Consider the following 25,280-nt stretch of genomic DNA (forward strand, 5'->3'; position numbering starts at 1 on the left):
ATGGTACTCTAACCGTTTCTTAATCTTCCATGTTAAAAATTCCATTAACCATCATACAATTCGCCCATTAAGTTGTTTAGGTTTAAATCAATCTGAAATTATATATGCATGTTTCAACTATCTTATTAATCGCGACAGGAACGGGAAAATATGCAAGTGGAAATTTGCCTACCGGACTCTGGCTCAGCGAGCTGGCCCACATCTACCATAGAGCAAAAAAACAAGGGTACGAAATTACCGTAGCAAGCCCGAAAGGTGGTGATGTGCCTGTTGATCCCGAGAGTTTAAAACCACTGCTCTTGGACAAAATCTCCAGGAATTATTGGGATGATCCGGCATTCAGACGTATGTTGCAACATACCGAAAGCCTGAATGAAATATCGGGAAAGATGTTCGATTGTATTTATCTTGCGGGTGGACATGGCACGATGTATGACTTTCCGGACAACGCAGTCTTGCAGTCCATTATCAAATCCCACTATGAAAGCGACAAGATGGTGACTGCCATTTGCCATGGTGTATGCGGATTGCTAAACGTCAGACTTTCCGGCGGTGAGTATCTGGTGAGAAATAAGGAATTAACCGGATATAGCTGGTTTGAAGAAATTTTGGCAAGGCGGGAAAAGGAAGTACCTTTTAATCTTGAAGAGGCACTGAAAGAGAGAGGTGCCGATTACCGTAAAGCCTTTATACCGATGACGTCGAAAGTCGTGGTGGACGGCAATCTGATTACCGGTCAGAACCCCTTCAGTTCGAAAGAAATAGCAAAAGTCATTTTGAGAGAATTAGAGTATTCGAATATCGATACCCGGAATTGAATCGATAAAATGGCTCCCTAATAACATGGAAGGGGTGTAATAGCCGCTTTTCCCGTGGTTCCCTAAACAATACTTGGCAATTCGGATGCCTGCCTCGACGGTCAGCGAATAGACATTGGGAGTTGACATGGTCATTTCCACTTTGTCGCCGCCGGGTGCTTCGGCTTCTCCCCAGAATTGTCCCCGCTGCGTTTCTCTGGCTTGTCCGTCGGGACCTTTCTTTATGAATTTGCTTGCCAGATTCTTGGCCAAGTCCTGTCCGAAACGGGTATTTATGATTCCTTTAAACGGGTTAGACAGACGCAGTATATAAATGCTCGGTTTGGACATCGCCATATAAACCATTCCGTCAGGTACTCCGGTAGATATTCCCGATGTGAAAACGTCTCCCCATGGAATGGTTACCGCCCATTGCGGTTGATTTTGGAAAGGTATTTTCTTCATCCGATATGCATTAGGTACGGTTTTGAGCCGACCGTTTTCCCTGATTAATCCTCCTTTTCCCATACTTTCGATGGAGGTTTTCACGGTACCGATACTCGGGCTCGTACCAAAAGAAAAAGCGAGATCGATACGGGTGGCGGCTGGCAGCTTTTCTTTCAGCATAGCTGCCAGACAGTCGGTCGGTGCAATGTCAGTTCCCACTCCCGGCATTATGATTATGTGTTGTTTTTTAGCTTCATTATCCAGCGCATAGCATTTTCTAAAGACATCTATTTCACCGGTAATATCCAGATAATGTACTTTTTGAGTAAGACATGCCTTTACCAAAACTTCTGCCGTGGCGGAAAACGGACCTGCACAGTTCAGCAAGACGGTTACATCCTGCAAATATCCTGAGGCATCCTTCACGTTGAATACCCTATATTCCAAATTCAATTCATTGGCTATAGGTGCCAGTTTTTCTGCGACACGCCCTGCAATTATCGGTTTAATACCTTGTTTTAACGCTTCACGTACCATTAACTCTCCGGAATATCCATAGGCACCGTATATCATTAGTTTACTTTCATTCATAATATACATATCAATAATAGTTTAATAACACCTTTGACAGCCATTGGTTTTTTGTATTTTACAGTGCAGTCGCATTGGATGGTGAATACCCGAATTTTCTTTTATAGGCGGTGGAAAAGTGAGAAATATTCTTAAAGCCGACTTCCAGATATATTTCTGAGACTTTTTTTTTCTCATGTAACAATTTATCTTGCGCTACATTCAGTCTTTTTTCCATTAGCCATTTTTGCGGAGAAAGATCGCTCACCTTTTTGAAGTCGCGTTTGAAAGTGGCGAGACTCCTGCCTGTATAATGGGCAATATCTTCAATACTCAGGTCATACGCATAATTCTTTTCCATAAAGCCGAGTATATCGATTTTCCAGGGGTCGGTAAAGTCGAACAGGCTGGGGTAGAACTGCTCGTCTATATCCAACAGGGCATAAATGCCTTCGTGCAGTTTCATGTCGATAATACGGTCTGTAGGCTGGGTAGAGGTATCGAAATAAGGCAGCATGGATTGGAAGAGGCTTGTAATGGCAGGCGTCTGCGGAAGCCTTATGATGCTGGGAGTATGCTTTCGCACTTGCAAAGGCAATTTCTTCTTGTCGATAGTCTGATAGAATTTTCGTAGAAAAGCCCTTTTGAAAACCAGAGAAATACCGATAAATTTCTCTTTCCCTTTGGGCTGCTTAGTCAGACTGACACGATGATCCTTTCTTAGAAATACACATTCCCCCCTACGGATTTTGATGGTGTGTTGCGCTTCCTGCAGAAACATTTCACCCGAACAAACATATACCAGCGTATGGTCTTCCACCAAACCCCAGCATCCCCGTTCATTATCGGAATAACAACTGAAGAATATATCGGAATAGTTTAACACATTCAGTTCGTCAGTCGTAAGTTTCATATCGTTTCTTATTTGTGGCGAAGTTAATTGGAATAATAGCAATAAATGAGAGATAGACAATACTTTTTCTTTCCCTGCATTTATTGCTATTTGCTTTTTCAGAAATTAACGACGACAAGATCAGACAAATCTATCGTATCACTTTCCAATATTTTTCTTAAAAAAAGGAACAAGCACAGACACCGCTTCATCCACATACTGTGGTATGTCGTACATTTCCATGTGGTTTGCTCCTTCCACGATATGAAGATTCTTGTCCGTGCTTGCAGCGCGGTTATACAAATCTTCGCTGTACCATTTGCTACCGGCCAAGCTGCCGGCTACAAGTTGCAAAGGTTGCGTGAGGAATATATCCGCCATGTTGTATGCATCGTAAGTTACTAATTGAGTGAAGCATCTTACAGGAGCCATACTCGGAGCAGTAGAACATTGGGCGCGTGGAGTACGGTAATATTCCCATGCTTCTTCCATCTCCTTGTCCGGGGCCTCTTCTTTCGTGGTCGGGGCCAACGGGAACATAGCCATTTCCGCCCCATTTGCTTCTGCCGTACGGGTAGCGGCACCGGCCATCAAAGCAGGGAATGCGTCTTCCGATTTTTGGCTGCCGTCCCATCCGTTACGGAACATGGCTCCGATATTAACGGCACTTACGGCTCCCACAGCTTTGATGCGATGGTCGTTGATAGCGGCATTGGCTGTATATCCGCCTCCGGCACAAATACCCATTGCACCGATCCTTTCCTTATCCACATAAGGAAGAGTAGTCAGATAATCAATTATGGCACTGATATCTTCCACCCGTATATAAGGATTTTCCAACTGACGGGGTTCACCTGTGCTTTCGCCTTGGTAAGAGGCATCATAAGCGATGGTAATAAAACCTGCTTCTGCCAATCTTTTTGCATACAGGCCTGCTGTCTGCTCCTTTACCCCGCCACCGGGATGTGTTATTACAATTGCCGGATACTTTTGCTCTTTATCGAAATTCTCCGGGAAATTGATAACTGCCGACATGGTAATGCCCTGTCCGTTCTTATTTTCAAAACTTACTTTTTGCTGGGACATAATATTTCTTATTAAATGGTTCATATTATTCTTAACCGTTAGGAACGGGTTATTGTTGCAAAAGTAGAAGGAAATAAAAGAACTCGTTTTTCTTTATGGCTCAAATAATGTTTTCTCTATGGTTCACTCTGCTATAATTTTATACGTGATGGTGTTCTCATCCCATTATTTTTCGTATTACCCCGTACGGGTTCATAACATTTTTACAGGTTTTACCGGTGAGAGAAAAAATCATACATCTATATACGTGTACGAGTATCCTTGAAATCCTGTAAAATTTGGTTTTCGGTAATGTTACCGTTATTAGTACCCACAAATGATTCGGATATCTGATCCTGGTTCTTAGAAAGACCTGTAAACAGTAATAGCTTTGTGACTTCTGTTATAACCTGACTGGTAGAAAATCAATAGTAATTTGCTCTAAAAAGGGGTTAAGCCTCACTACATAATTGGTTTTGTTTATCCGGTAGGTAGAAATGACTATTTAATGGGGTATAGTTTCTCTTTCAGGAATTTGCCCGTATAAGAATCGGGGCAGGTTGTTATTTCTTCCGGTGTTCCCGTACATACGACATAACCTCCCATATCACCTCCTTCCGGTCCCATATCAATGATATGGTCGGCACATTTGATGACATCCATATTGTGTTCGATAATAATAACGGTATGTCCCCGGTCTATCAGTTGATTGAATGATTTGAGCAACGTATTGATATCATGGAAGTGCAATCCGGTAGTAGGCTCGTCAAATACGAATATGGTAGGATCCTGGCGTTCGCTGCTTAAGAAGTAAGCCAGTTTTACTCGCTGGTTTTCTCCTCCTGAAAGGCTTGAGGAACTCTGTCCCAGTTTTATATATCCTAATCCTACATCTTGCAGGGGCTTAAGCCGTTTGACTATTTTTTTCTCTGCAGAGCCTGTGTTTTCCGAGAAGAATTCGATAGCCTGGTTGATAGTCATATCCAGTATGTCGTTGATATTTTTTCCCCGGTATTCTATTTCCAGAACTTCCTGTTTATACCTTTTACCGTGGCAACATTCGCATTCGAGAGTGATATCAGCCATGAACTGCATTTCTACCGTAATAGTTCCTTCACCTTTACATTCTTCACAACGGCCGCCTTCGGAATTGAAAGAGAAATATGAGGCCGAGAATCCCATTTGTTTGGCTCCCTGTTGGTCTGCAAATAATTTACGTATTTCATCAAACGCTTTCAGATAAGTGGCCGGATTGGAACGTGACGATTTGCCTATGGGATTCTGGTCAATGAATTCTATTCCTTTCATTAAATTCATGTCTCCTGTCAGTTTTGAGAACGTTCCGGGTAATTCTCCTCCTTCGCCGTAATGCCGGACAAGAGCCCTGTAAAACACATCCCGTACCAGAGAGGATTTACCCGATCCGCTTACGCCGGTTACTACGGTCATGACCTGTAAAGGAAAGCGTACACTTACGTTTTTTAGATTGTTCTGGACAGCTCCTTCCACCTCTATATAATGATTCCATTTCCGGCGATATGCCGGTAATTCGATACTCAGTTCTCCGGTGAGGTATCTCATCGTGTAGCTTTGTGTGGCTTTGGGAAGATGAGACAAGTCCCCTTGATATACTACTTCGCCCCCCAGTCTGCCGGCGAGAGGACCTATGTCTATGATATAGTCCGCCGACCGGATAATTTCTTCGTCATGTTCTACTACGACTACGGTATTCCCTAATGCTTTTAATTGGCGTAAGACACCGATAAGCAGGTCTGTGTCACGGGAATGCAAGCCGATACTGGGCTCGTCCAGAATATATAAGGAGCCTACCAGACTACTTCCTAATGAGGTAGCCAGATTGATACGCTGGCTTTCTCCTCCGGAAAGGGAAGATGACAACCGGTTAAGAGTAAGATACCCCAGTCCCACTTCTTGTAAAAAGCGGATGCGGTTACGTATTTCGGTCAGTAGACGGGCAGCGATGATAGCTTCTGTTTCGTCAAGCTGGATATTTTCGAAAAAATTCTGCAGTTTTGTAATAGGCATGCTTACGAGATCTGTAATCGTGTGACCGGCTATCTTCACATACTGGGCGTCGGGTTTAAGCCGTGTCCCTTTGCAGACCGGGCAAGTGGTTTTGCCTCTGTAGCGTGCAAGCATGACTCGATATTGTATTTTATATTGGTTCTCTTCCAGCATTTTGAAAAAATCATTTATACCTTCAAAGTAGCTGTTACCGTTCCATAACAATTCCCGTTCTGCTCCGGTAAGTTGATAATAAGGACGGTGAATGGGAAATCCGATACGTTCCGATACCGAGATGAGCGCTTTTTTCCATTCGCTCATTTTTTCACCACGCCAGCACATGACAGCATCTTCATAAACCGATAGCATTTTGTTAGGAATGACGAGATCTTCGTCTATCCCGATGATTTTTCCGAAGCCTTCACATTTGGGACAGGCTCCTGCCGGACTGTTGAAGTTGAACATCAGGTCGTTCGGTTCTGTAAAGGTAATGCCGTCTGCCTCGAATTTTTTTGAAAAATCGTGTTGTTCGATACCGTCACCGGTAAAGAATAACAGGCTGCATTCTCCGCCGCCTTCAAAAAATGCTGTTTCTGCCGAATCGGATAGACGGCTTATCGTTTCTTTTGAATCCGAACAGCTCATCCTGTCGATGAGCAGATGATAATTTTCAGTATCCAAAGTATCGGCTTGATCCTGTATATCGCTGATGCGGATAAACTCTCCGTTTTTTTCAAGCCTGTTGTATCCTTCTTTTGAGAGCACTTCCAGTTGTGTGGAAAATTTACGGCCTTCGGGAAGTATGATGCGGGTGACCAGTGCAAAACGGGTTCCTCCGGGATATGAGAGCATACATGATACCAGGTCGCTTATCTGGTGCTTTTTTACCAGATCGCCCGATACAGGAGAATAAGTTCGTCCTATCCGGGCGAACAGAAGTCTCAGGTAATCGTATATTTCGGTAGATGTTCCTACCGTCGAGCGGGGATTGCGCGTATTTACTTTTTGTTCGATAGCTATAGCGGGAGGAATGCCTTTTATAAAATCGCATTCCGGCTTGCTCATCCGTCCCAGGAACTGTCGTGCATAGGAAGAGAGGCTTTCTACATAACGCCGTTGCCCCTCTGCATAAAGGGTATCGAAAGCCAGTGACGATTTTCCCGAACCCGATAATCCGGTGATAACAATAAATTTATCGCGAGGAATTTCTACATCTATGTTTTTTAGATTATTAACTCTTGCGCCTTTGATAAATATGGATGAGTCTGTCATATCGAACTTTGCTGTATATTAATCTTTTTCAACCTGCAAAGGTAGCAATTTTTACCCTATAAAGAATCGTGTTAGAGTACATTAGCTTATATTTTTGTTTTTATATGGATAGAAACATTTTTATCGGATAAATATTTACCTTTGGCGTAAAATAAAAGTATGTTATGGATAAAGTGCTGATTGTAGACGATGAAGACCAGATACGTTGTTTGTTGGCCCGTTTGTTGGGGCTGGAAGGATATGAGGTCTATGAAGCTGAAGATTGCAAGGCTGCATTGAAAAAGATGGATACGATATCTGTGGATGTGGCACTGTGTGATGTGTTTCTGCCGGATGGCAATGGTGTGGACCTGGTTTTGCAGATGAAGAAGAAACATCCTGAAACGGAAATTATTTTATTGACGGCGCATGGTAATATACCGGACGGGGTACAGGCGATAAAGAACGGTGCTTTTGATTATATAACCAAGGGAGATGATAATAATAAGATAATCCCGCTTATCGGCCGGGCCATGGAACAGGCTAAGATGAACCGTCAGGGTGGTTCCGGTAAACAGAGAAACGGGCAGTATTCGTTCGAAAGTATTATCGGAAAATCGGCAGTTATGCAAGAGTCCATATCACTCGCGCGTAAAGTGAGCCATACCGATGTCCCTGTTTTGCTTACAGGCGAGACCGGAACGGGAAAAGAGGTTTTCGCACAATCCATACATATGGCAAGTCCCCGTTCGGGTCGTTCGTTCGTTGCTGTGAATTGTTCCGCTTTCACGAAAGATTTATTGGAAAGCGAAATGTTCGGGCATAAGGCCGGTGCTTTTACCGGTGCGATGAAAGAAAAAAAAGGTTTGTTTGAGGAAGCGGACAAAGGAACGATTTTTCTGGACGAGATAGGAGAGATGGCATATGACCTACAGGCTAAATTATTAAGAGTACTGGAAACCGGGGAGTATATCAAAATCGGTGAAACGAAACCGACGAAAGTAGATGCACGTGTGATAGCTGCGACGAACCGGGACCTGAAAAAGGAAATAGAAGCAGGAAATTTCAGGGAAGATTTATTTTATCGTTTATCTGTTTTTTGTATTCATCTTCCTGCTCTGCGGGAACATATAGAGGACATTCCGTTATTGGCCGGTAAATATATGGAAGATTTTTCCGCTCGTTTGGGCAAGAAAATTCCGGCGGTGTCAGATGGATTTTACCGGTTGCTGGAACAATACGAATGGAAAGGTAACGTAAGGGAACTCCGGAATGTGATAGAACGTTGCCTTATCGTATGCGACGAAGGAAGTCTTAGCGAAAAAGATCTGCCGCTGGATATGAGAAAATCTGCCGGAACAATTACGGGAGATCCTTGGGAACTGGCGTCGATAGAACGGTTACATATAGGCCGGGTTCTGCAATATACTAAAGGTAACAAAAGTGAAGCAGCCCGTTTATTGGGCATAGGGCTTACTACGCTTTATCGTAAAATAGAAGAGTATGGAATAAATTAATGAAGTTATACTACATCATTGAAAAAATTGAAAGCCGTTATATATATTTGAATAAGTTAAATAAATACGAATAGTTTGTTTAGTAATATGATCGGTCAAAGGAACCATAATTATGAAAAAGGTAAAAATAACAGTTCTAAAAACGACTTTAGATAAAGAGCTGGCTCTTGAATATGGAGTGGAAGGATTGAGTACCTGTCCGATGCTGAAAGAAAAACAGGTATTTTATGCCGATTATGCAAAACCGGACGGTTTTTGCGACGAAGCATGGAAAGCTATTTATCAGTATGTTTTCGCATTGGCACACGGAGCTAAAAAAAATATTTTCTATTACGGAGATTGGATAAGAAAACCGGGTGTAGCGATTTGTAGTTGCAATGACGGACTGAGACCAGTTATCTTTAAACTCGAAGCGACAGACGAAGAATCTTATAATGAATAATTTATATATAAGGTAATTAGGGCTGTTTCAAGATAATGGTTCGGCTATGAAAAATAGGTAATATTATTCTGTCCGGGTATTTCTGAATATATATATTGATTAACATGAAGTGTTTTTCCTTTTTGGAAAAGCACTTTTTTCATTTTGAAAAAGATTTTATGTGCCGGATGGATTGTATCTGTATCGCAAGTAATTGATTAGTAGTTGTGTGTGTTTTTATTTTCATTTTTGGCATAACGTTGGCAATATATAAGTCGTAATAAATAAAAAGCAGAAAGTTATGACAGAAACGATTTCATTTATTTTGATGTGCCTGGCAGGAGTCGCCTGCTTCTGGCTTTTTTACAAGTGCATAGATTGGTTTGAAAAAATTTAAAGAGGGAGAAAGTTATTATGTATACCGCTTTATTTATTCTCGGTTTGATCATCTTCGGGTATTTGATGTATGTGCTTATTTATCCCGAAAAGTTTTAATTACATTTTATTTGAAAATAAAAAATGAATACGGAAATTTTAGGTATTATTTTGCAAGTCGCGTTGATGGTACTCATCAGTTATCCTCTGGGCCGGCATATAGCAAAAGTTTATAAAGGGGAAAGAAGCCGCTGGGATTTTATGAATCCGGTGGAAAAACGGATATATAAATTATGCGGCATAGATCCGAAAGAAGAGATGAGCTGGAAGAAATTCCTGAGGGTTTTGCTAACGTTAAATCTTTTCTGGTTTTTCTGGGGTATGATATTGCTGGTAACCCAGCATATGCTGCCGTTAAATCCCGATGGTAACGGCCCTCAAACCGCTCATCAGGCATTTAATACCTGCATAAGTTTTATGGTGAACTGTAATCTCCAGCACTACAGCGGAGAAAGCGGCCTTACTTATTTTACACAGTTGTTCGTGATTTGTTTGTTTCAGTTCTTAACAGCGGCTACCGGTATGGCTGCAATGGCAGGGGTGATGAAAGCTATGTCGTCGAAGACTACCAAATCCATAGGAAATTTCTGGTATTTCCTGGTACGAAGCTGTACCCGCATATTATTACCTCTCTCTCTTGTAGTCGGTATTATTCTAATTACGCAAGGGGTGCCTATGGGGTTTGAGGGCAAGCAAACCATTACGACTCTCGAAGGGGGAGAACAGGTCATTTCTCAGGGACCCGCCGCGGCAATAATTCCCATTAAACAATTAGGGACTAACGGAGGCGGCTATTTTGGCGTGAATTCTTCGCATCCTCTGGAAAATCCTACTTATCTGACCAATATTGTAGAATGCTGGTCGATATTGATAATACCTATGGCTATGATTTTTGCTCTCGGTTTTTATCTGAAAAGAAAGAAACTGGCGTATAGTATATTCGGGGTGATGTTGTTTGCGTATCTGACAGGAGTAGGTATCAATGTATATTCTGAGATGAACGGTAATCCCCGGATAGACGCGTTAAGTATTGCACAGGAAAATGGTGCGATGGAAGGGAAAGAAGTCCGGCTCGGTTCAGGAGCTTCTGCTTTGTGGAGCGTCACTACGACAGTCACTTCCAATGGCTCCGTGAACTGTATGCATGACAGTACGATGCCTGTCAGCGGTATGGTAGAAATGTTGAACATGCAGATAAATACCTGGTTCGGAGGTGTGGGTGTCGGTTTTATGAATTATTACGCTTTTATTATTATCGCGGTATTTATCAGTGGCCTGATGGTGGGGCGTACTCCGGAGTTTTTGGGAAAGAAAGTGGAAGCCAAAGAGATGAAAATAGCTACTATAGTAGCTTTATTGCACCCGTTTGTCATTCTTTCCTTTACGGCGTTATCCAGCTATCTGTATGTACACTGTCCCGGTTTTGTGGAGAGTGAAGGAGGTTGGTTGAATAATTCGTCGTTTCACGGACTGAGTGAAATGCTGTATGAATATACCTCGAGTGCAGCCAATAACGGTTCAGGATTTGAGGGACTGGGAGACAATACGTTCTTTTGGAACGTTACTTGCGGGATCGTGCTTATCCTCAGTCGTTTTATTCCTGTCATAGGACAGGTTGCCATTGCTGGTTTATTGGCACAGAAAAAATATATACCGGAAAGTGCCGGAACTCTTAAAACCGATACGGTAACGTTCGGTGTCATGACTTTCGCCGTCATATTTATCGTAGCGGCACTATCGTTCTTTCCGGTGCATGCTTTAAGCACCATAGCCGAACATTTAAGTTTCTAATCGTAGAATACAATGAAAAAGAATAAAAATAACTCTTTGCTCCAAAAAGAGCAGATAATTACAAGTCTGAAACAATCTTTTATAAAGCTGGATCCCCGTTGCATGGTCAAGAGCCCTATCATGTTTACGGTAGAGATCTCTACGGCGGTTATGTTTTTTGTGACCGTATATTCCATATTCAATGCTTCTCAAGGCTCGTTCGGATATAACTTTGTAGTGTTTTCGGTTTTGTTCTTCACTTTGCTGTTTGCCAATTTTGCCGAAGCTATAGCCGAAGCACGTGGTAAAGCACAAGCCGACAGTTTGAGAAAGACCCGGGAGGAAACTCCGGCCAAACTTGTGATGGGAGATAATATCAGGGTGGTAAGCAGTTGTGAATTAAAAAAGGGAGATGTCTTTGTGTGTGAGTCGGGAGATGTTATTCCTGCCGATGGCGAGATTATAGAAGGACTTGCTTCTATAGACGAGAGTGCGATCACCGGAGAGAGCGCTCCGGTAATACGGGAGGCCGGCGGTGATAAAAGCTCCGTGACAGGAGGTACTAAAGTTCTTTCGGATCATATCCGTGTACAGGTCACCAGCCAGCCGGGTGAAAGTTTTCTGGATAAAATGATTGCACTGGTGGAAGGAGCTTCCCGTAAAAAAACTCCTAATGAGATAGCGTTGACTATTTTACTGGCCGGTTTTACCCTGGTTTTCGTGATTGTTTGTATCACCTTGAAACCGTTTGCCGACTATAGTGGAGCCGCTATTACTATTGCCGCATTTATTTCTTTATTCGTATGCCTTATACCTACGACCATAGGGGGATTGCTTTCTGCTATAGGAATCGCCGGCATGGACCGTGCATTACAGGCGAATGTGATCACCAAGTCGGGAAAAGCTGTAGAGACCGCTGGTGATATAGATACTTTATTGCTGGATAAGACAGGGACGATTACAATCGGGAATCGTAAAGCTACCAGATTTTATCCTATGACTACGCAAATGGATTTCCAGACTTTTGTCGGTTATTGTATGCTGTCGTCCGTATCGGATGAGACTCCCGAAGGCAAGTCTGTGTTAGAACTGGGACGTGAACTGAGGTGTGAAACCCGTAACTGGGATCTGGCCGGAGCAAAGAAAATAAAGTTTACGGCGGAGACAAAATGTTCAGGAATCGATCTCAACGATGGTACACAGATCAGGAAAGGAGCCTATGAAGCCATCCGGAAAATTGTTGTCAATGCCGGGAATGAATTTCCGGAAGAAGCCGAAGAGATTATCAGGAATATTTCTTCTAACGGAGGAACCCCTCTTGCCGTTTGCGTGAATAAAGAAATTGCCGGTATTATCGAACTGCAGGATATTATAAAACCGGGAATACAGGAACGTTTTGCCCGGTTGAGGAAGATGGGAGTCAAAACAGTGATGGTGACAGGCGATAATCCTCTTACGGCTAAATATATTGCGGAAAAAGCAGGAGTAGATGATTTTATTGCTGAAGCGAAACCGGAAGATAAAATGGAATACATTAAGAAAGAACAACAGTCGGGAAAGCTGGTCGCTATGATGGGAGACGGAACGAACGATGCGCCGGCACTGGCCCAGGCGAATGTTGGTGTTGCCATGAACAGCGGTACACAAGCTGCTAAAGAAGCTGGAAATATGGTGGATCTGGATAACGATCCTACGAAACTGATAGAAATTGTAGAGATAGGAAAACAATTATTGATGACCCGTGGCACGCTCACGACCTTTTCGATCGCCAACGATGTCGCTAAATATTTTGCTATCGTTCCGGCTCTGTTCATGGTTGCTCTGCCGCAACTGGGAGCTTTGAATATTATGAACCTTCATAGTCCCGAAACGGCTATATTGTCCGCTATTATTTTTAATGCGTTGATAATACCCGTTCTTATTCCTCTGGCACTGAAAGGAGTGGCTTATAAGCCGATAGGAGCATCGGCTCTTTTACGACGCAATCTGCTTATCTACGGCCTGGGCGGTGTGATTGTTCCCTTTGCAGGCATTAAGTTGATCGATATGTTCATAAGTTTATTTTTTTAATTCATAACATAAGATGAAAACATTATTGAAGTCATTAAAAATAACTATTGTATTCTGTGTATTTTTCGGCGTGTGCTATGTTTTTGTACTATGGGCAATTGCGCAGGTTGCGAGCCCGGGACATGGGAATGCCGAGTTGGTAACGCTTGACGGAAAAGTAGTAGGTGCGGCGAATGTAGGACAGGAATTTACGAAAGATATATATTTCTGGGGGCGTCCTTCTGCCGCGGGATATGCTGCAGATGCTTCTGCCGGAAGTAATAAAGGTCCTACTAACGAAGAGTATTTGAAAGAAGTAGAGGCGCGTGTGGATACGTTTCTGGTGCATCATCCTTATCTATCCCGTAAAGAAGTACCGGCCGAAATGGTGACGGCCAGTGGTTCGGGGCTGGATCCCGATATAACGCCCCGTTGTGCATTCATACAAATAAGGCGTGTTGCCCAGGCTAGGGGGATGAACGAGGATGAGGTAAAAGCTATCGTGGATAAACAGACCGAGAGGCCTTGGCTTGGTTTGTTTGGTCCGTCAAAAATAAATGTCCTTAAATTAAATATGGCACTTGAAAAATCAAAAAACGAATAAGGAATATCATAAAAATAATAGTAATGAAAACAATGAACGTGATAAAAAATTCCGTCATGGTCCTGGTTTTTATAGTTACATCTGTTCCTGTTTATGCACAGGATAAAAAGTTAGGAAACGTACGGTTTAACATAGCAGGCGATTTGGTAAGTTCCTATATATGGAGAGGGATGTACCAGTCGGGGGCCGCGATTCAACCGACTCTGGGATTGCAGGTTGGACGTTTTTCGCTGACAGCCTGGGGAAGTGCCGATTTTACGGGACAAGGTCATAAAGAAGCCGACCTGACGGCAGCTTATTCTGTGGGTGGATTTACCTTATCGCTGGCCGATTACTGGTGGGCGGGACAGGCTCTTAACTCGGAAAAAGGAAATGGACGTCGGGATGGTCAGAATAAATATTTTAATTTTGATAATCACACCACCGATCATATTCTGGAAGCCGGATTGTCTTATGAATTACCTTTGGAAAAACTCCCGCTGGGTATATCATGGTACACAATGATTTGGGGACATGATAAAAAAATGGACGGAACGAATGATAATGCATATTCTTCTTATGCGGAGCTTGCCTATCCATTTGCGGTAAAGGGGGTGGATTTGACGGCTACGGTGGGATGCAGTCCTTTTTCGTCACCTATGAATTATCTGAATGACGGTTTTGCCGTAACGAACATATCCTTGAAAGCAGTAAAAGAGATAATGATTTCGAATAGGTTTTCTTTACCGGTTTTTACCCAGCTTATATGGAATCCCAATCGGGAGGATGTGCATTTCGTTTTTGGTATAACGCTAAGATGATGAAACGGTGATTTGACTTTTAAATTTAAAGATGGACAGCCCGTGATAATAGTGATATTATTACGGGTTTAGGGGTTTTAAATTTTATATATTTGTATATGGATAATGAAAAAAATGTACAGCATTTCCTGAATCTTATTCAGAAATCGAGAAGGGGACGGTTCAAAGTCTATATAGGTATGATCGCCGGAGTAGGTAAGTCGTACCGGATGTTGCAGGAAGCCCATGAATTGCTGGATAGCGGCGTGGATGTGCAGATAGGTTACATAGAAACACATGGGCGTGCCGATACGGAGGCATTGGCAGAGGAATTGCCCGCCATTCCCAGAAAAAAGATTTTCTACAAAGGCAAAGAACTGGAAGAGATGGATATAGAGGCGATTCTGGCAATCCGTCCCGATATCGTAATCGTGGACGAACTGGCTCATACCAATGTAGAAGGCAGCGTAAACGAAAAGCGCTGGCAGGACGTGTTGCAGTTATTGGATGCAGGTATCAATGTCATATCTGCCGTCAATATACAGCATATAGAAGGGCTTAATGAGGAAGTGTATGATATAGTAGGGTTGGAAGTGAAAGAAAGAGTTCCCGATAGTGTGTTGGAACAGGCAGATGAAGTCGTGAACATAGATCTCACGGCCGAGGAATTACAGAACAGGCTTAAGGCGGGTAAGATATATAAGACAGATAAGATATCGCAGGCAATGAACAATTTTTTCAAAGTTGAGAATATTCTCCAGTTGCGGGAACTTGCTTTGAGAGAAGTTGCTTTACGGGTGGCACAGAAGGTAGAAGATGAGGTTTCGGTGAGTAATACGAAACTGCGTCACGAGAAATTTCTGGTGTGCATCAGTTCCAATGAGAAGACTCCCCGGAGGATGATAAGAAAGACGGCGAGACTGGCATCTTATTATAATACGGGCTTTATTGTGTTATATGTCCAAACTCCCCGTGAAGCTTCGGATCGCATATCGCTAGCGAATCAAAGGCATTTATTAAATCATTTTAAATTATCGGTAGAGTTGGGAGGAGAGGTGGTACAAAAACAATGCAATCACGTGACGGACGGTATTATTGAAGTTTGTAAGGAAAGGCAGATTACCCGTTGTTGTATAGGAGTCCCGTCCCTGAGGTTTCTGTCCGCCCTGCTGACAGTGTGGCGTTATAAGAAATTAATAGAATTTCTTTCTCAATCCGGTATTGATTTGGTTATTTTGGCATAATAAAAAATGAGCAGATAGAATTATGAAAATAAAAAATAAGCTATCCTACGGAATGGGCGCACTGTTCGGAATGATCCTTTTTTTAGGTCTGGTGTCGGTAGGATATATCGTGAAAATAAGTGCGGATACACAATCTATTTATGATAATAACAATAATTCCCTCGATTACGCCCGGAATATGCTTACAGCATTGGAGACGATCGGGACAGATGATGCGGCAAGAGCTATATTCCAGGAAAATCTGGAACGTCAGAAACGGAATATCACAGAAGATGACGAGAAAGACGTAACAAGGAAACTGGAATTGCATTATACGGAATATATCCAAACGGGTTCATCTCTGCTATTGCAGAAAATAAGAACCGACTTGTATCATGTAATGAGTTTGAATATGAACTCTGTCCATCTGAAACAAAAAATGATAGGGGATATGGTGCATAGTGCTTTGTTGTGGATAAGTGTAGCTGCATTACTTTGTCTGGTCGTGGCTGCTATTATGTTCTTCCGTTTCCCTAAATCGATCGTGGAACCGATAAAAAGATTGACGAACGGTATTCTGGAGATATCACAGGGAAATTATCAGAAACGGCTTCCGGTAAATTCCAATGATGAATTTAAAATGGTTTCTCACTCCTTTAATAAGATGGCCGAGAGTCTGGAAGAGTTCAAGGCCGGCTCCCTGGAAGATATTCTTTCGGCGAAAAAATATATCGAAGCTATCGTGAACAGTATTACAGAACCCATCATAGGACTCGATAAAGAAAAGAGAATCGTGTTCATAAATAATGAGGCTTTAAACATCCTTAATCTGAAACGGGAAGAGGTTCTGGGAAAGCTTGCCGCTGAAATATCTTTAAGAAATGATCTTTTACGGCGTTTGATTAAAGAACTCTTGAACCGGGATACGAAAAAAGAACCTTTGAAAATCTATGCCGATAATAAAGAGAGTTATTTCAAAGCCTTCTACATACCTATTATTATCCGGGGAGAAGACAAAGAGCAGGAAAACAGGGGAGATGTGATATTATTGCGGAATATAACCGAATTTAAAGAACTGGATGCTGCGAAGACGACTTTTATATCTACCATATCTCATGAACTGAAAACTCCGGTATCGGCTATTATGATGAGCCTGCAATTGTTAGAGGATAAACGTATAGGAGAATTGAACGGTGAACAGCACCAACTATCCGAAAGTATTAAGGAAAATAGCGAACGCCTTATCAAAATCATAGGCGAGCTGTTGAATATGACACAGGTCGAGGCTGGCCGTCTGCAACTTATGCCCAAAGTTACTAAACCTATCGAGCTGATCGATTACGCGATAAATGCCAATCGCGTGCAGGCAGATAAGTTCAATTGCCATATAGAAGTGGATTATCCCGAAAAGATAAGCAAACTGTTTGTAGACAGTGAAAAAATCGCTTGGGTCATTACCAATCTTCTTAGTAATGCTATCCGTTATTCCAGTGAGAACGGGCGCGTCGTTATCGGAGCCAGGCAGCCGGATAGTAATGAAGTCGAAATATTTGTGAAAGATTTTGGAAAAGGTATTGATCCTCGTTATCATGAAAGTATATTCGACCGTTATTTCAGAGTGCCCGGAACTAAAGTACAGGGTAGTGGATTGGGACTGTCTATTTCCAGAGATTTCGTAGAGGCCCATAACGGGAAACTAACGGTAGAAAGCGAGTTAGGGAAGGGCAGCTGTTTTACGTTGCATTTTAAAGTGTAACATGCCCTGTATGGTGTAAAGACATGCCGGGGATTTATTTTTGAAGCCCGTATTCCTAAGAGTAATAACGGAAGAAAAAAACGCGGATATCTGCTTCTGTAAATTAAAGATACGATGCAGATATCCGTGTTTAAACAATGAAACGATTTTGTTTCAACGAATATTATTTTTCTACAGCAACTTTATAAACCTTATTACCGGATTTTATGAAATAAACACCTTTTTCCAGTTGGATAAGTCTGTTAACCGAATCCGTTTTTCCTTGTTGTAAAAGTATGCCTGATACTGTGAAAATTGCATATTCCGTCGGCTGGGAAATCATAACGCCTCCCGTTGTGGCATAGCAGGATGCGGCATTATTTTCGGCTTTTTCTATGCTTGAAGTACCGGTATTAAGTGTCAGGGTTATTTCCCGTTTATATTGTCCTAATTCCGCGGTTAATTTGAAATCGCCTTTAGTGTTGGAAGCTACCCCTACGTTTTCTCCGTTTATGGTAAATACGTCGTCGCCCGTCCATGTTATTTCATTTGTTGAAGATAATTTGAAATTTCCGGTTACGTTAGCATAAGTATCTTCCGTTTCACCGTTAGAAAGCAATATTGCAGCGCGGTATAATTTGGCATAATTGTCAGAAGAGAATGCAGTAAGTACGGGATAGCAGTTTTCAAGTGAACTCCAGGACGACCCGAAATCGGTTTTAGTCAGGCTTTCCGTATTAATACCTGTTTCATTTTCATCTTCTTTTTTGCCTATGGCGCTATATCCGATGACTTGACGGTCGTAATAACAATTATTCATAATGAGCTTTCCCTGTCCGCCTAATATTGCACCGGCATTTGCCGAACCGGTGTTAGTACAGATTATCGGACCGGCGGAATAACAGTTCGTGATTGTCATTTCGGAATAAGACGAATTGGGATATGCTATGATACCTCCTACATTATTATATGCGCTGATGATTCCCATATTATAACAATCTGTTATGACCGGATTTCCTTTACCTATGATACCGCCCGCTCCGGGAGTAGTAGAACCCAGATTGTTTTTTGAATTTGTGATATTACCTACATTAAAACAAGCCGATATCTCAGGAGAAGTTCCCCGGCCGAGAATACCTGCAGCCGTTGAACTGCTGGCTGTAACGTTTCCCGCATTATATAAGTTATGGAAATAACCTTCATTATCGGAATATGATTTGTAGTTGTATCCGGCAATACCTCCGATTTCTGTTTCTCCGTTGATTTCTCCGCTATTGAAACTGTCACAAATAGTGTCTGTCCCGGTCAGATATCCTCCGATACCGCCTACATTGGTTTTTCCGGTTACTTTGCCCTCATTGCTTGCAGCCATGATTTTTACATTGGAAGCGGAACCTACTATCCCCCCGGTTTTTGAAATTCCTGAAATTTCTCCCCGGTTGACTACTTGGTTTATTTTATTGGCGTTCGTTTTTATTTCGGCAACAATACCTCCCGTCATATCTTTGGCATTGCTGACGTTTCCTTCATTCGTGAGGCCGCTTAATGTTACGTTCTGGTAAGCGATGCCGACGAATCCCCCGGCATTGCCGTTTGTAGCAGAAACGCTGGCGTAGTTCTTGCAGTTTGTCAGATATCCGTCCATGCTGCCGGCAAAAGCTCCTACATATTGTTTTCCGTTGACGGCCGATCCTTCTCCGATCGTCAGATTGGATATCTGTCCTTCGGCTCCCACTCTTCCGAATAATCCGACATACGAATTATCAGCAAGATTGATGACCAGATTGGTAATCGTTTTATTATTACCATCTACAATACCGTTGAATGTCGTGATACCGTCTGCCGCCACAGGAATAAAAGATGAACCGGACATATTGATGTCTTCAGTTATTTTGAAATATTTTCCGTCGTAATTGTTTTGGGACTTATTGACCTCTGTAGATAGTTTGATAAGATCGTCGGCGGAACTTATTAACCAGGGATTTTCATTTGTACCTTTTCCTTCCAGGATATTTCCTAATGTGGAAATAGGAAGAATTTTCTGGTAACCGTTATAAGTTCCGGTAAGTGTATCCGATGCATATGTGTTTGTAGCGGCATATTTGAGAGATCCCTCTCCTATACTGAACGTACTGCCGTTTTTTAAAGTCCATACCAGCTCTTCTTTTGCGGGCAGGATGATGTCGCTGCTGATCTGAAGGCGGTTGTCTTCGGAAGCGAAAATAACCGGTATGGAGGCCAGTTCGGATGCATCCGTATTCATAAAGCTTTTCAGAACAGGATATTTTCCGTCTGTGTAACTCCAGGCTTCGTCATCTCCGAAACCTTTCCAGGAAGCTTTGGTCAGATTGCCTGTCGTAATACCATTGACATTTTTAAGAATGTCTTTATATATTACGATTTGTTTGTCATAATAAACATTTGTGTATTGAGCGCCGTTGTCGGTACCTGTTATGCTGCCCAGATTGTCCTTCGTTGCAGTCGCTGTTACCGGAGCCAGCGACAGCACATTGATCAACTGTCCTGCATTGGTGGCACATATACCTCCTACAATATCGCTTGCCGTAACCCGGCCTGCATTCAATACATTTTTTATGATACCGTTGTTCGTACCTGCTATACCTCCAGCATTTTTTGCTTTACTGTAGAACGCGATTATTTCACCGTTATTCTGGCAATTCTCAATCATACCGTCGTTATTATAGGCAATACCACCCAGAAAACCATTATCTGAATCGGCCGATACGCTTCCTTCGTTATAGCAGTTACGGATCACTCCTCCTGCTTGTACAAACGCGGCAATACCCCCGGAGTAACCTTTAGCGGTTGTAACGGCGGCGTAATTATAGCAATTATCCAGTGTTCCGTAAAGAGTTTCGACAAACGGCCCGAAATTCCGGTAGATTTTTAATTGACAACTTTTATCGATAGTCAGGTTTTTTACTACGCCGTTCCGGAATATGGTACGGAATAATCCCGAATGCAATGCCTCTCCGGTTTGAGTATCTATATAAAGATTTTTGATCGCGTGACCGTTGCCGTCGAATATGCCGTCGAATGCGAGAATATCCGATGTAAAACAGAAGGGTATGAAATTTTTATCCAGTTCCATATCTATGTCTTGCGTCATCTTGAAATATTCGCCGGTGAAACTGATCTCTTGTGTATTGGTTGCATCCGATAATTTCATCATATCCTCTTTGCTTTTTATCAGGTAAGGATTGTTTTCTGTTCCCTCCCCGTCGAATATGCGTGGGTAGATACTGATGAGGCTTCTTTTTTCATAATTTCCCAGATAGGAAGTGATTGTTACGTTCTCGATTTTTGATCCCCGGGTCACTTTTACCGTATTGCCGTTCAAGACAGCAAGGCTGCTGCTGATATTCCATTCGATATCGTTTGCCGTACTAACGGTAAAATCCGAATATACTTTTCCGTGTTTTTCTCCATCGGCCAGGTAGAAAGGAGTCGCATTTAAAATAGCTACATCTTCTTGTGCCGATTTTATTAATCGGGGGTACATACCCTCCGTAAATTTCCATATAGTACCGTCGAATCCTGAAATACCGTTGGCAGTAGTCAGTTCTTTAGTCGTTTTGGCGTGATCGATACTGTTCCAGCCGGTTACCTGTGAGTCGAAGAAAGTATTGTTTATGATAACTTCTCCCATTTTTTTTCCTACGATCTCGCTTCCTTCGTTACGTGCCAGGATCGAGTTGAATATACCTCCGATACTTAAACAGTTTTCAATAATCGTTTCATCGCTTGCCGTAGATTTATATCCTGCGATACCGCCTACGCCTTCAGAATTGGTGTCGTAAAGAGTCCCGGCATTGTAGCAATCTTTGATGGTTCCGGCGTCCAGCGATCCGATAATACCGCCGCAATATCCGGTCGATGAGATATATCCGCCGTTCCAGCAACGTTCTATGGTTCCTCTGTTAAGGGTGGCAGAGATACCGCCGCAATTGTTTAACACACTACCTTGTATGGAACCGATGAAATAACAATCTGTAATGGTAGGAGAGGTATCTCCTAATTTTAAGGTGACAGACGCTATACCTCCGATATGTACGGACGAGCTGTTATCACTTTGGGAAATAATGGTTGCACTGCAAACGCAATTGTCAATATCTCCGTAATTTTGTCCTACCACACCGCCTATACTGACGGACGTAGTGATTGACCCTGAAAAAGAGCAATCTTTGACTTTTCCTTGCAAATATCCTACGATCCCTCCCTTGTATGAGCCGGAGGTAGAAGTCATGATCCCGTTTTCCACCTTGCAATTCTCGACGGAACCTGCAGCCTGTGCAGCAATAAAAGCTCCGTATGAATCGGTACAAGTAAGAGTCGGAGCATTTAAAGTCAGGTTTTTAATAATTCCGGCGGCATCCAGAGATGCGAACATAGATACGTATTTCGCTCCGTTCAGTTTAAGACCGTTTATTGAATGCCCGTTTCCATCGAATGTACCTGCGAATTTTTTAGCTATGCCGCTTCCTGTAAAACCTATGGTCGTATAAGTGTCGGAAGAACCGTAAGTAATATCGTTTTCCAGACGCAATAGTTTTCCCGATAACGTGTTTCCTCCGTTTACCACTGTGGCCAGTTCGGTCAGGTCTGCTACTTTCTTGATAAGGTAGGGAGAATCTGTTGATCCGTCTCCTCCGCTGAACACCTGGGAGTATCCGTTTACACAGAAGAAACTTCCAAGCAATAATGCGAATAGTTGTTTTTTCATTTTACCTTGCTGTTATTTGTTGTTTAAGTATTTAAATGTCTCTTTTTTGTCTGCGGATATTACCGTAACCAAATAAAGCCCTTTTTCTTTGTCCGACAAGTCCAGTATATATTCGTCTCCGCACGCTTTGTTTTTGACTGTTTCGGACAAAACTAATATTCCTTTATCGGTATATACGTTTACATAAGTGGCGGGAGTTGGTTTGAAATACAAAATATGCAGCTTATTGTTGATCCTGTTGCCTATCCAGCTATTGTTAATGTTTTTTGAAATAATATCTGTTTGCGAAGTATATTTTTTCAGAATATAGACCAGCCCGTTATATGCATCTATTTTTCCGTATCCCCACGTATTATTGTTATCGTCTCCGGTATAAGCATCTTTAACGGCTGTTTCGCTCAGGACTTCCCGTATCATGTCCGGGGTTAGTTTCGGATAAGCCTGGAGCCATGTGGCGATTATTCCGGCTACGTGGGGAGATGCCATGGATGTTCCCTGATATACTCCGTAGAAATAATCTTTTCCGTTCCATGTCCCTTTTGATACACGCGAGATGTTGTTACTTTCGAAACTGTTGAACGCCGAAATGATATAGCTTCCGGGGGCGGCAATATCTGGTTTCATCCTTCCGTCGGTAGAAGGACCGTGATTAGAATAGGGAGCGATATCGTAAATAGGAAATCCTGAGTTAATGACGTCACCGTTCAGCGCTTTTATTTCGGTTTTTGTACTGTAAGAAGCTACCGTAATAATTTTTTTACCGGTTCCTCCGATTTCACAAACTCCGAATTTATTATCAGGAATATCCATATTAGGTAAAAATTGCTTGAAACAGCAGTAGTTTTCGTTAGCCCATGCATGAACAGTGGTTCCGGGTTCCCCGATGATGATAAGTCCGATAACCTTGTTCGGTTTATATTCGTCGATGCCCAGTTGCAGGTGGGCCATAGGCTTGTTGTTTAGCGGGCTTGTTTGTGTGACTATACTAAAAAAGCCGCTTGACTGGTCAAATGGCTTTTGTAAAGTGATAGAACCGCTGAATGATTTAGAGGCGTCGAATGTACGGCTTTTATAAACTGGCCGCATGGTTTCTTTATCGACGGTGCATACGTTTATTTTAAAGCTTTTCCCTTCATCTCCCCATACTTGTATTTCTCCGACACCAGAGAATCCTTCCAGAAAGGCGACTCCTGCAAATAAGGTATCGTCTTCCAGTGTAAAAGTTTTTGAGATATGCATGTCTACCAGTCCGTTGTTGCCGGCGGCACCGACAAGGATACGTCCTTCTCCGGCCATTTCATCTGCCATGATGTCGCGGAGGGAAGTTCCGTCATGCGGTCCCATTTCGGTTCCTAAACTCATGTTTATTACGGCAGGAATTTCTTGTTCATCGGCATAATCGTAGATGTATTTTATCGCATCGGTGATACCTGCATCTATACTTTCAAACGTGGAGAAGGCCAGATCGGCCTCGCGGGCTACTCCATAATAAGGATTATTTATCGTATCGGCTCCGGCAGCGATTCCCATTACATGGCTGCCATGTGAGAAGTAGCTGTAATCGGTTCCTTTTGTGGTAATACTCTCTGGTGTCTTATATTCCGAGCCGTAGCCGAAATTCTCCGGTGCCGTACCGCTATTATCTCCCTGTACCCAGACCCGTTTGATTCGTAATGTTTCTCTGTCGGATGTGTAAAAGTCCGGATGAGTGAAGTCTACTCCCCCGTCAATGACTCCGACCAGCACACCTTTTCCCAGGAACGGAGTTTCGATAGGATCTTTAGCCGCCTGCACATCGTCAACACGGGTAGCTACTCTTGCAGAATCCATCTGAAATTTAACGGTTTGCGATGTCTGTATGCAATCTATGCCCTGTAGGTTCGCAGCTTCTTCCATAGCACTGACCGGAATAACGGCTGTAATTACACTGGGAGTGACCGTTCTGATCGTTATGCCTAATTGCTTCAGAGTGTCGATACAGCTTTCATTATTGTATTTCAGATAGGCTGTGATTTTTTCTCCGGGAGTAAAAGCTTTTTTTGCTTTTGCCGAGCTGGGCGGAGCACTGATGTTCATCATATCCAATATAGTGTTGGATGTGAATTTTGCAGGCATTTGAGCATAAACTGTCGTTATAAATGCCAAGAAGATAAATAGAAAATGTTTCTTCATATTATATATTATATTAAAGTTTTTTTTACGGTTTGAAATTTTTTATTCAATAACCTGTCTTATTTTCTTGTGTTGTCAATTAGTCAATAAATAAGATTATATAGTTGCATATTGTAAATTTCAATTGTAAAATTATAGATAAATGATTGTTTTTAGAAATTATATATATTAAATTATGTTTTTACATAGTACCGTTTATTGCAAGAGATGTGGTATGTTTTGTGTTTATTAAGTATTATTTGTTTATAATTATTATATATTGAATAATATTGTATGTAAGCTATTTCTGAAAGATGATTTTTGCACATATGTCATTGAGTTTTGAGTATTATAGTTTTGAAGGGGATATTCGATGATATCATAAGCTTGCCATTTGCTCGTTTAGTCGTTGTAATGAAGAGCGATACCGAAATTTGTGATGTGAATTTTATTAGTATAATTAACATATAAAAAATATAATGGATTGAAAATGAAAAAAATAATGAATTGGGGCGAAACAATCGAAAATCTTTTTTGTTATATTTGTAAATGACATTAAAAAAACAATGTTCTATGAAAAGTCTAAATGTTTTATTTGCATTTCTCGGCGGTGCAGCCGTGGGTGCAGCCGTAGGTTTATTATTTGCTCCTGAAAAAGGCTCCGACATGAGAGCTAAAATTTGCAAGATTTTGGACGAGAAAGGTATCCATCTCAAAAAACATGATATGGAAGAATTGATCGACCAGATTACTGAAGAGGTTAAATCACAGAAAGTCATTAAGTAAATGACCTGATGATGAATCT

General features: G+C 42.1%; 17 protein-coding genes. 11 read left to right on the forward strand and 6 right to left on the reverse strand.

Translation table 11 applies throughout. From position 1 onward, the window contains the following. Positions 1 to 104 precede the first annotated feature (104 nt). A complete protein-coding gene (locus OCV73_RS11955) occupies positions 105 to 818 on the forward strand; it encodes a type 1 glutamine amidotransferase domain-containing protein (RefSeq protein WP_147552499.1) in 714 nt (237 codons plus the stop codon). Here OCV73_RS11955 and OCV73_RS11960 read toward each other — a convergent pair. From OCV73_RS11960 to uvrA, 4 genes are all read right to left on the reverse strand, one after another. Beyond that, entirely contained in the window at positions 786 to 1,835 is a 1,050-nt protein-coding gene (locus tag OCV73_RS11960) for a saccharopine dehydrogenase family protein (RefSeq protein ID WP_262512960.1), read from the reverse strand. The genes OCV73_RS11955 and OCV73_RS11960 overlap by 33 nt on opposite strands. A gap of 58 nt (positions 1,836 to 1,893) precedes the next feature. Further along, the gene (locus OCV73_RS11965) at positions 1,894 to 2,727 is read right to left on the reverse strand and encodes a helix-turn-helix domain-containing protein (RefSeq protein WP_147552501.1); all 834 of its coding nucleotides are present in this window, start codon (positions 2,725 to 2,727) and stop codon (positions 1,894 to 1,896) included. A 138-nt stretch (positions 2,728 to 2,865) separates the two neighbouring features. Then, entirely contained in the window at positions 2,866 to 3,792 is a 927-nt protein-coding gene (locus OCV73_RS11970; protein ID WP_147552503.1) for an alpha/beta hydrolase, read from the reverse strand. 480 nt (positions 3,793 to 4,272) lie between these two features. Further along, positions 4,273 to 7,068 carry an excinuclease ABC subunit UvrA gene (uvrA, locus tag OCV73_RS11975; RefSeq protein ID WP_147552505.1) on the reverse strand — a complete coding sequence of 932 codons (2,796 nt, stop codon included), beginning with the start codon at positions 7,066 to 7,068 and terminating at the stop codon, positions 4,273 to 4,275. A gap of 164 nt (positions 7,069 to 7,232) precedes the next feature. Between uvrA and OCV73_RS11980 the strand changes: the two genes are divergently transcribed. The 9 genes from OCV73_RS11980 (at position 7,233) to OCV73_RS12020 (ending at position 17,601) form a co-directional block, all read left to right on the forward strand. Continuing rightward, positions 7,233 to 8,564 (forward strand): sigma-54-dependent transcriptional regulator, encoded by a 1,332-nt coding sequence (locus tag OCV73_RS11980; protein ID WP_147552507.1) that lies wholly within the window; start codon positions 7,233 to 7,235, stop codon positions 8,562 to 8,564. A 112-nt stretch (positions 8,565 to 8,676) separates the two neighbouring features. Then, complete coding sequence (locus tag OCV73_RS11985) at positions 8,677 to 9,006, forward strand: TIGR04076 family protein (RefSeq protein WP_147552508.1); 330 nt, start codon at positions 8,677 to 8,679, stop codon at positions 9,004 to 9,006. 393 nt (positions 9,007 to 9,399) lie between these two features. Beyond that, complete coding sequence (locus tag OCV73_RS11990) at positions 9,400 to 9,480, forward strand: potassium-transporting ATPase subunit F (protein WP_147552637.1); 81 nt, start codon at positions 9,400 to 9,402, stop codon at positions 9,478 to 9,480. Between the two features lie 24 nt (positions 9,481 to 9,504). After that, complete coding sequence (kdpA, locus tag OCV73_RS11995) at positions 9,505 to 11,211, forward strand: potassium-transporting ATPase subunit KdpA (protein WP_147552510.1); 1,707 nt, start codon at positions 9,505 to 9,507, stop codon at positions 11,209 to 11,211. A gap of 12 nt (positions 11,212 to 11,223) precedes the next feature. Beyond that, on the forward strand, positions 11,224 to 13,260 hold the full coding sequence (gene kdpB / locus OCV73_RS12000) for a potassium-transporting ATPase subunit KdpB (RefSeq protein ID WP_147552512.1): 2,037 nt from the start codon (positions 11,224 to 11,226) through the stop codon (positions 13,258 to 13,260). A gap of 13 nt (positions 13,261 to 13,273) precedes the next feature. Then, positions 13,274 to 13,843, forward strand: a complete 570-nt coding sequence (locus OCV73_RS12005) for a K(+)-transporting ATPase subunit C (protein ID WP_147552514.1) — start codon at positions 13,274 to 13,276, stop codon at positions 13,841 to 13,843. Between the two features lie 32 nt (positions 13,844 to 13,875). Further along, positions 13,876 to 14,643 carry a hypothetical protein gene (locus tag OCV73_RS12010; RefSeq protein WP_394802964.1) on the forward strand — a complete coding sequence of 256 codons (768 nt, stop codon included), beginning with the start codon at positions 13,876 to 13,878 and terminating at the stop codon, positions 14,641 to 14,643. Between the two features lie 98 nt (positions 14,644 to 14,741). Beyond that, positions 14,742 to 15,866 (forward strand): sensor protein KdpD, encoded by a 1,125-nt coding sequence (locus OCV73_RS12015; RefSeq protein ID WP_147552517.1) that lies wholly within the window; start codon positions 14,742 to 14,744, stop codon positions 15,864 to 15,866. 22 nt (positions 15,867 to 15,888) lie between these two features. Beyond that, positions 15,889 to 17,601 (forward strand): sensor histidine kinase, encoded by a 1,713-nt coding sequence (locus tag OCV73_RS12020; RefSeq protein WP_147552519.1) that lies wholly within the window; start codon positions 15,889 to 15,891, stop codon positions 17,599 to 17,601. Between the two features lie 163 nt (positions 17,602 to 17,764). On the opposite strand, the gene OCV73_RS12025 is transcribed toward OCV73_RS12020, so the two are convergent. Together OCV73_RS12025 and OCV73_RS12030 are read right to left on the reverse strand one after the other, a co-directional pair. After that, positions 17,765 to 22,324, reverse strand: a complete 4,560-nt coding sequence (locus OCV73_RS12025; RefSeq protein WP_147552521.1) for an autotransporter outer membrane beta-barrel domain-containing protein — start codon at positions 22,322 to 22,324, stop codon at positions 17,765 to 17,767. A gap of 12 nt (positions 22,325 to 22,336) precedes the next feature. Next, the gene (locus OCV73_RS12030; RefSeq protein ID WP_147552523.1) at positions 22,337 to 24,496 is read right to left on the reverse strand and encodes a S8 family serine peptidase; all 2,160 of its coding nucleotides are present in this window, start codon (positions 24,494 to 24,496) and stop codon (positions 22,337 to 22,339) included. Between the two features lie 552 nt (positions 24,497 to 25,048). Here OCV73_RS12030 and OCV73_RS12035 point away from each other — a divergent pair. After that, a complete protein-coding gene (locus OCV73_RS12035) occupies positions 25,049 to 25,261 on the forward strand; it encodes a YtxH domain-containing protein (protein ID WP_147552524.1) in 213 nt (70 codons plus the stop codon). Positions 25,262 to 25,280: the final 19 nt, after the last annotated feature.

Origin of the sequence: Barnesiella propionica (assembly GCF_025567045.1) — a bacterium.
In the GTDB taxonomy this organism is placed as follows: Bacteria; Bacteroidota; Bacteroidia; order Bacteroidales; family Barnesiellaceae; genus Barnesiella_B; species Barnesiella_B propionica.

Coding starts and splice junctions, on each gene's coding strand:
- OCV73_RS12010 (WP_394802964.1), top strand. CDS start 13,876: ATGAACGTGATAAAAAATTCCGTCATGGTCCTGGTTTTTATAGTTACA.
- OCV73_RS12035 (WP_147552524.1), top strand. CDS start 25,049: ATGAAAAGTCTAAATGTTTTATTTGCATTTCTCGGCGGTGCAGCCGTG.
- kdpA (WP_147552510.1), top strand. CDS start 9,505: ATGAATACGGAAATTTTAGGTATTATTTTGCAAGTCGCGTTGATGGTA.
- OCV73_RS11965 (WP_147552501.1), bottom strand. CDS start 2,727: ATGAAACTTACGACTGACGAACTGAATGTGTTAAACTATTCCGATATA.
- OCV73_RS11980 (WP_147552507.1), top strand. CDS start 7,233: ATGGATAAAGTGCTGATTGTAGACGATGAAGACCAGATACGTTGTTTG.
- OCV73_RS11970 (WP_147552503.1), bottom strand. CDS start 3,792: ATGTCCCAGCAAAAAGTAAGTTTTGAAAATAAGAACGGACAGGGCATT.
- OCV73_RS11985 (WP_147552508.1), top strand. CDS start 8,677: ATGAAAAAGGTAAAAATAACAGTTCTAAAAACGACTTTAGATAAAGAG.
- uvrA (WP_147552505.1), bottom strand. CDS start 7,068: ATGACAGACTCATCCATATTTATCAAAGGCGCAAGAGTTAATAATCTA.
- OCV73_RS12025 (WP_147552521.1), bottom strand. CDS start 22,324: ATGAAAAAACAACTATTCGCATTATTGCTTGGAAGTTTCTTCTGTGTA.
- kdpB (WP_147552512.1), top strand. CDS start 11,224: ATGAAAAAGAATAAAAATAACTCTTTGCTCCAAAAAGAGCAGATAATT.
- OCV73_RS12015 (WP_147552517.1), top strand. CDS start 14,742: ATGGATAATGAAAAAAATGTACAGCATTTCCTGAATCTTATTCAGAAA.
- OCV73_RS12030 (WP_147552523.1), bottom strand. CDS start 24,496: ATGAAGAAACATTTTCTATTTATCTTCTTGGCATTTATAACGACAGTT.
- OCV73_RS11955 (WP_147552499.1), top strand. CDS start 105: ATGCATGTTTCAACTATCTTATTAATCGCGACAGGAACGGGAAAATAT.
- OCV73_RS12020 (WP_147552519.1), top strand. CDS start 15,889: ATGAAAATAAAAAATAAGCTATCCTACGGAATGGGCGCACTGTTCGGA.
- OCV73_RS11960 (WP_262512960.1), bottom strand. CDS start 1,835: ATGAATGAAAGTAAACTAATGATATACGGTGCCTATGGATATTCCGGA.
- OCV73_RS11990 (WP_147552637.1), top strand. CDS start 9,400: ATGTATACCGCTTTATTTATTCTCGGTTTGATCATCTTCGGGTATTTG.
- OCV73_RS12005 (WP_147552514.1), top strand. CDS start 13,274: ATGAAAACATTATTGAAGTCATTAAAAATAACTATTGTATTCTGTGTA.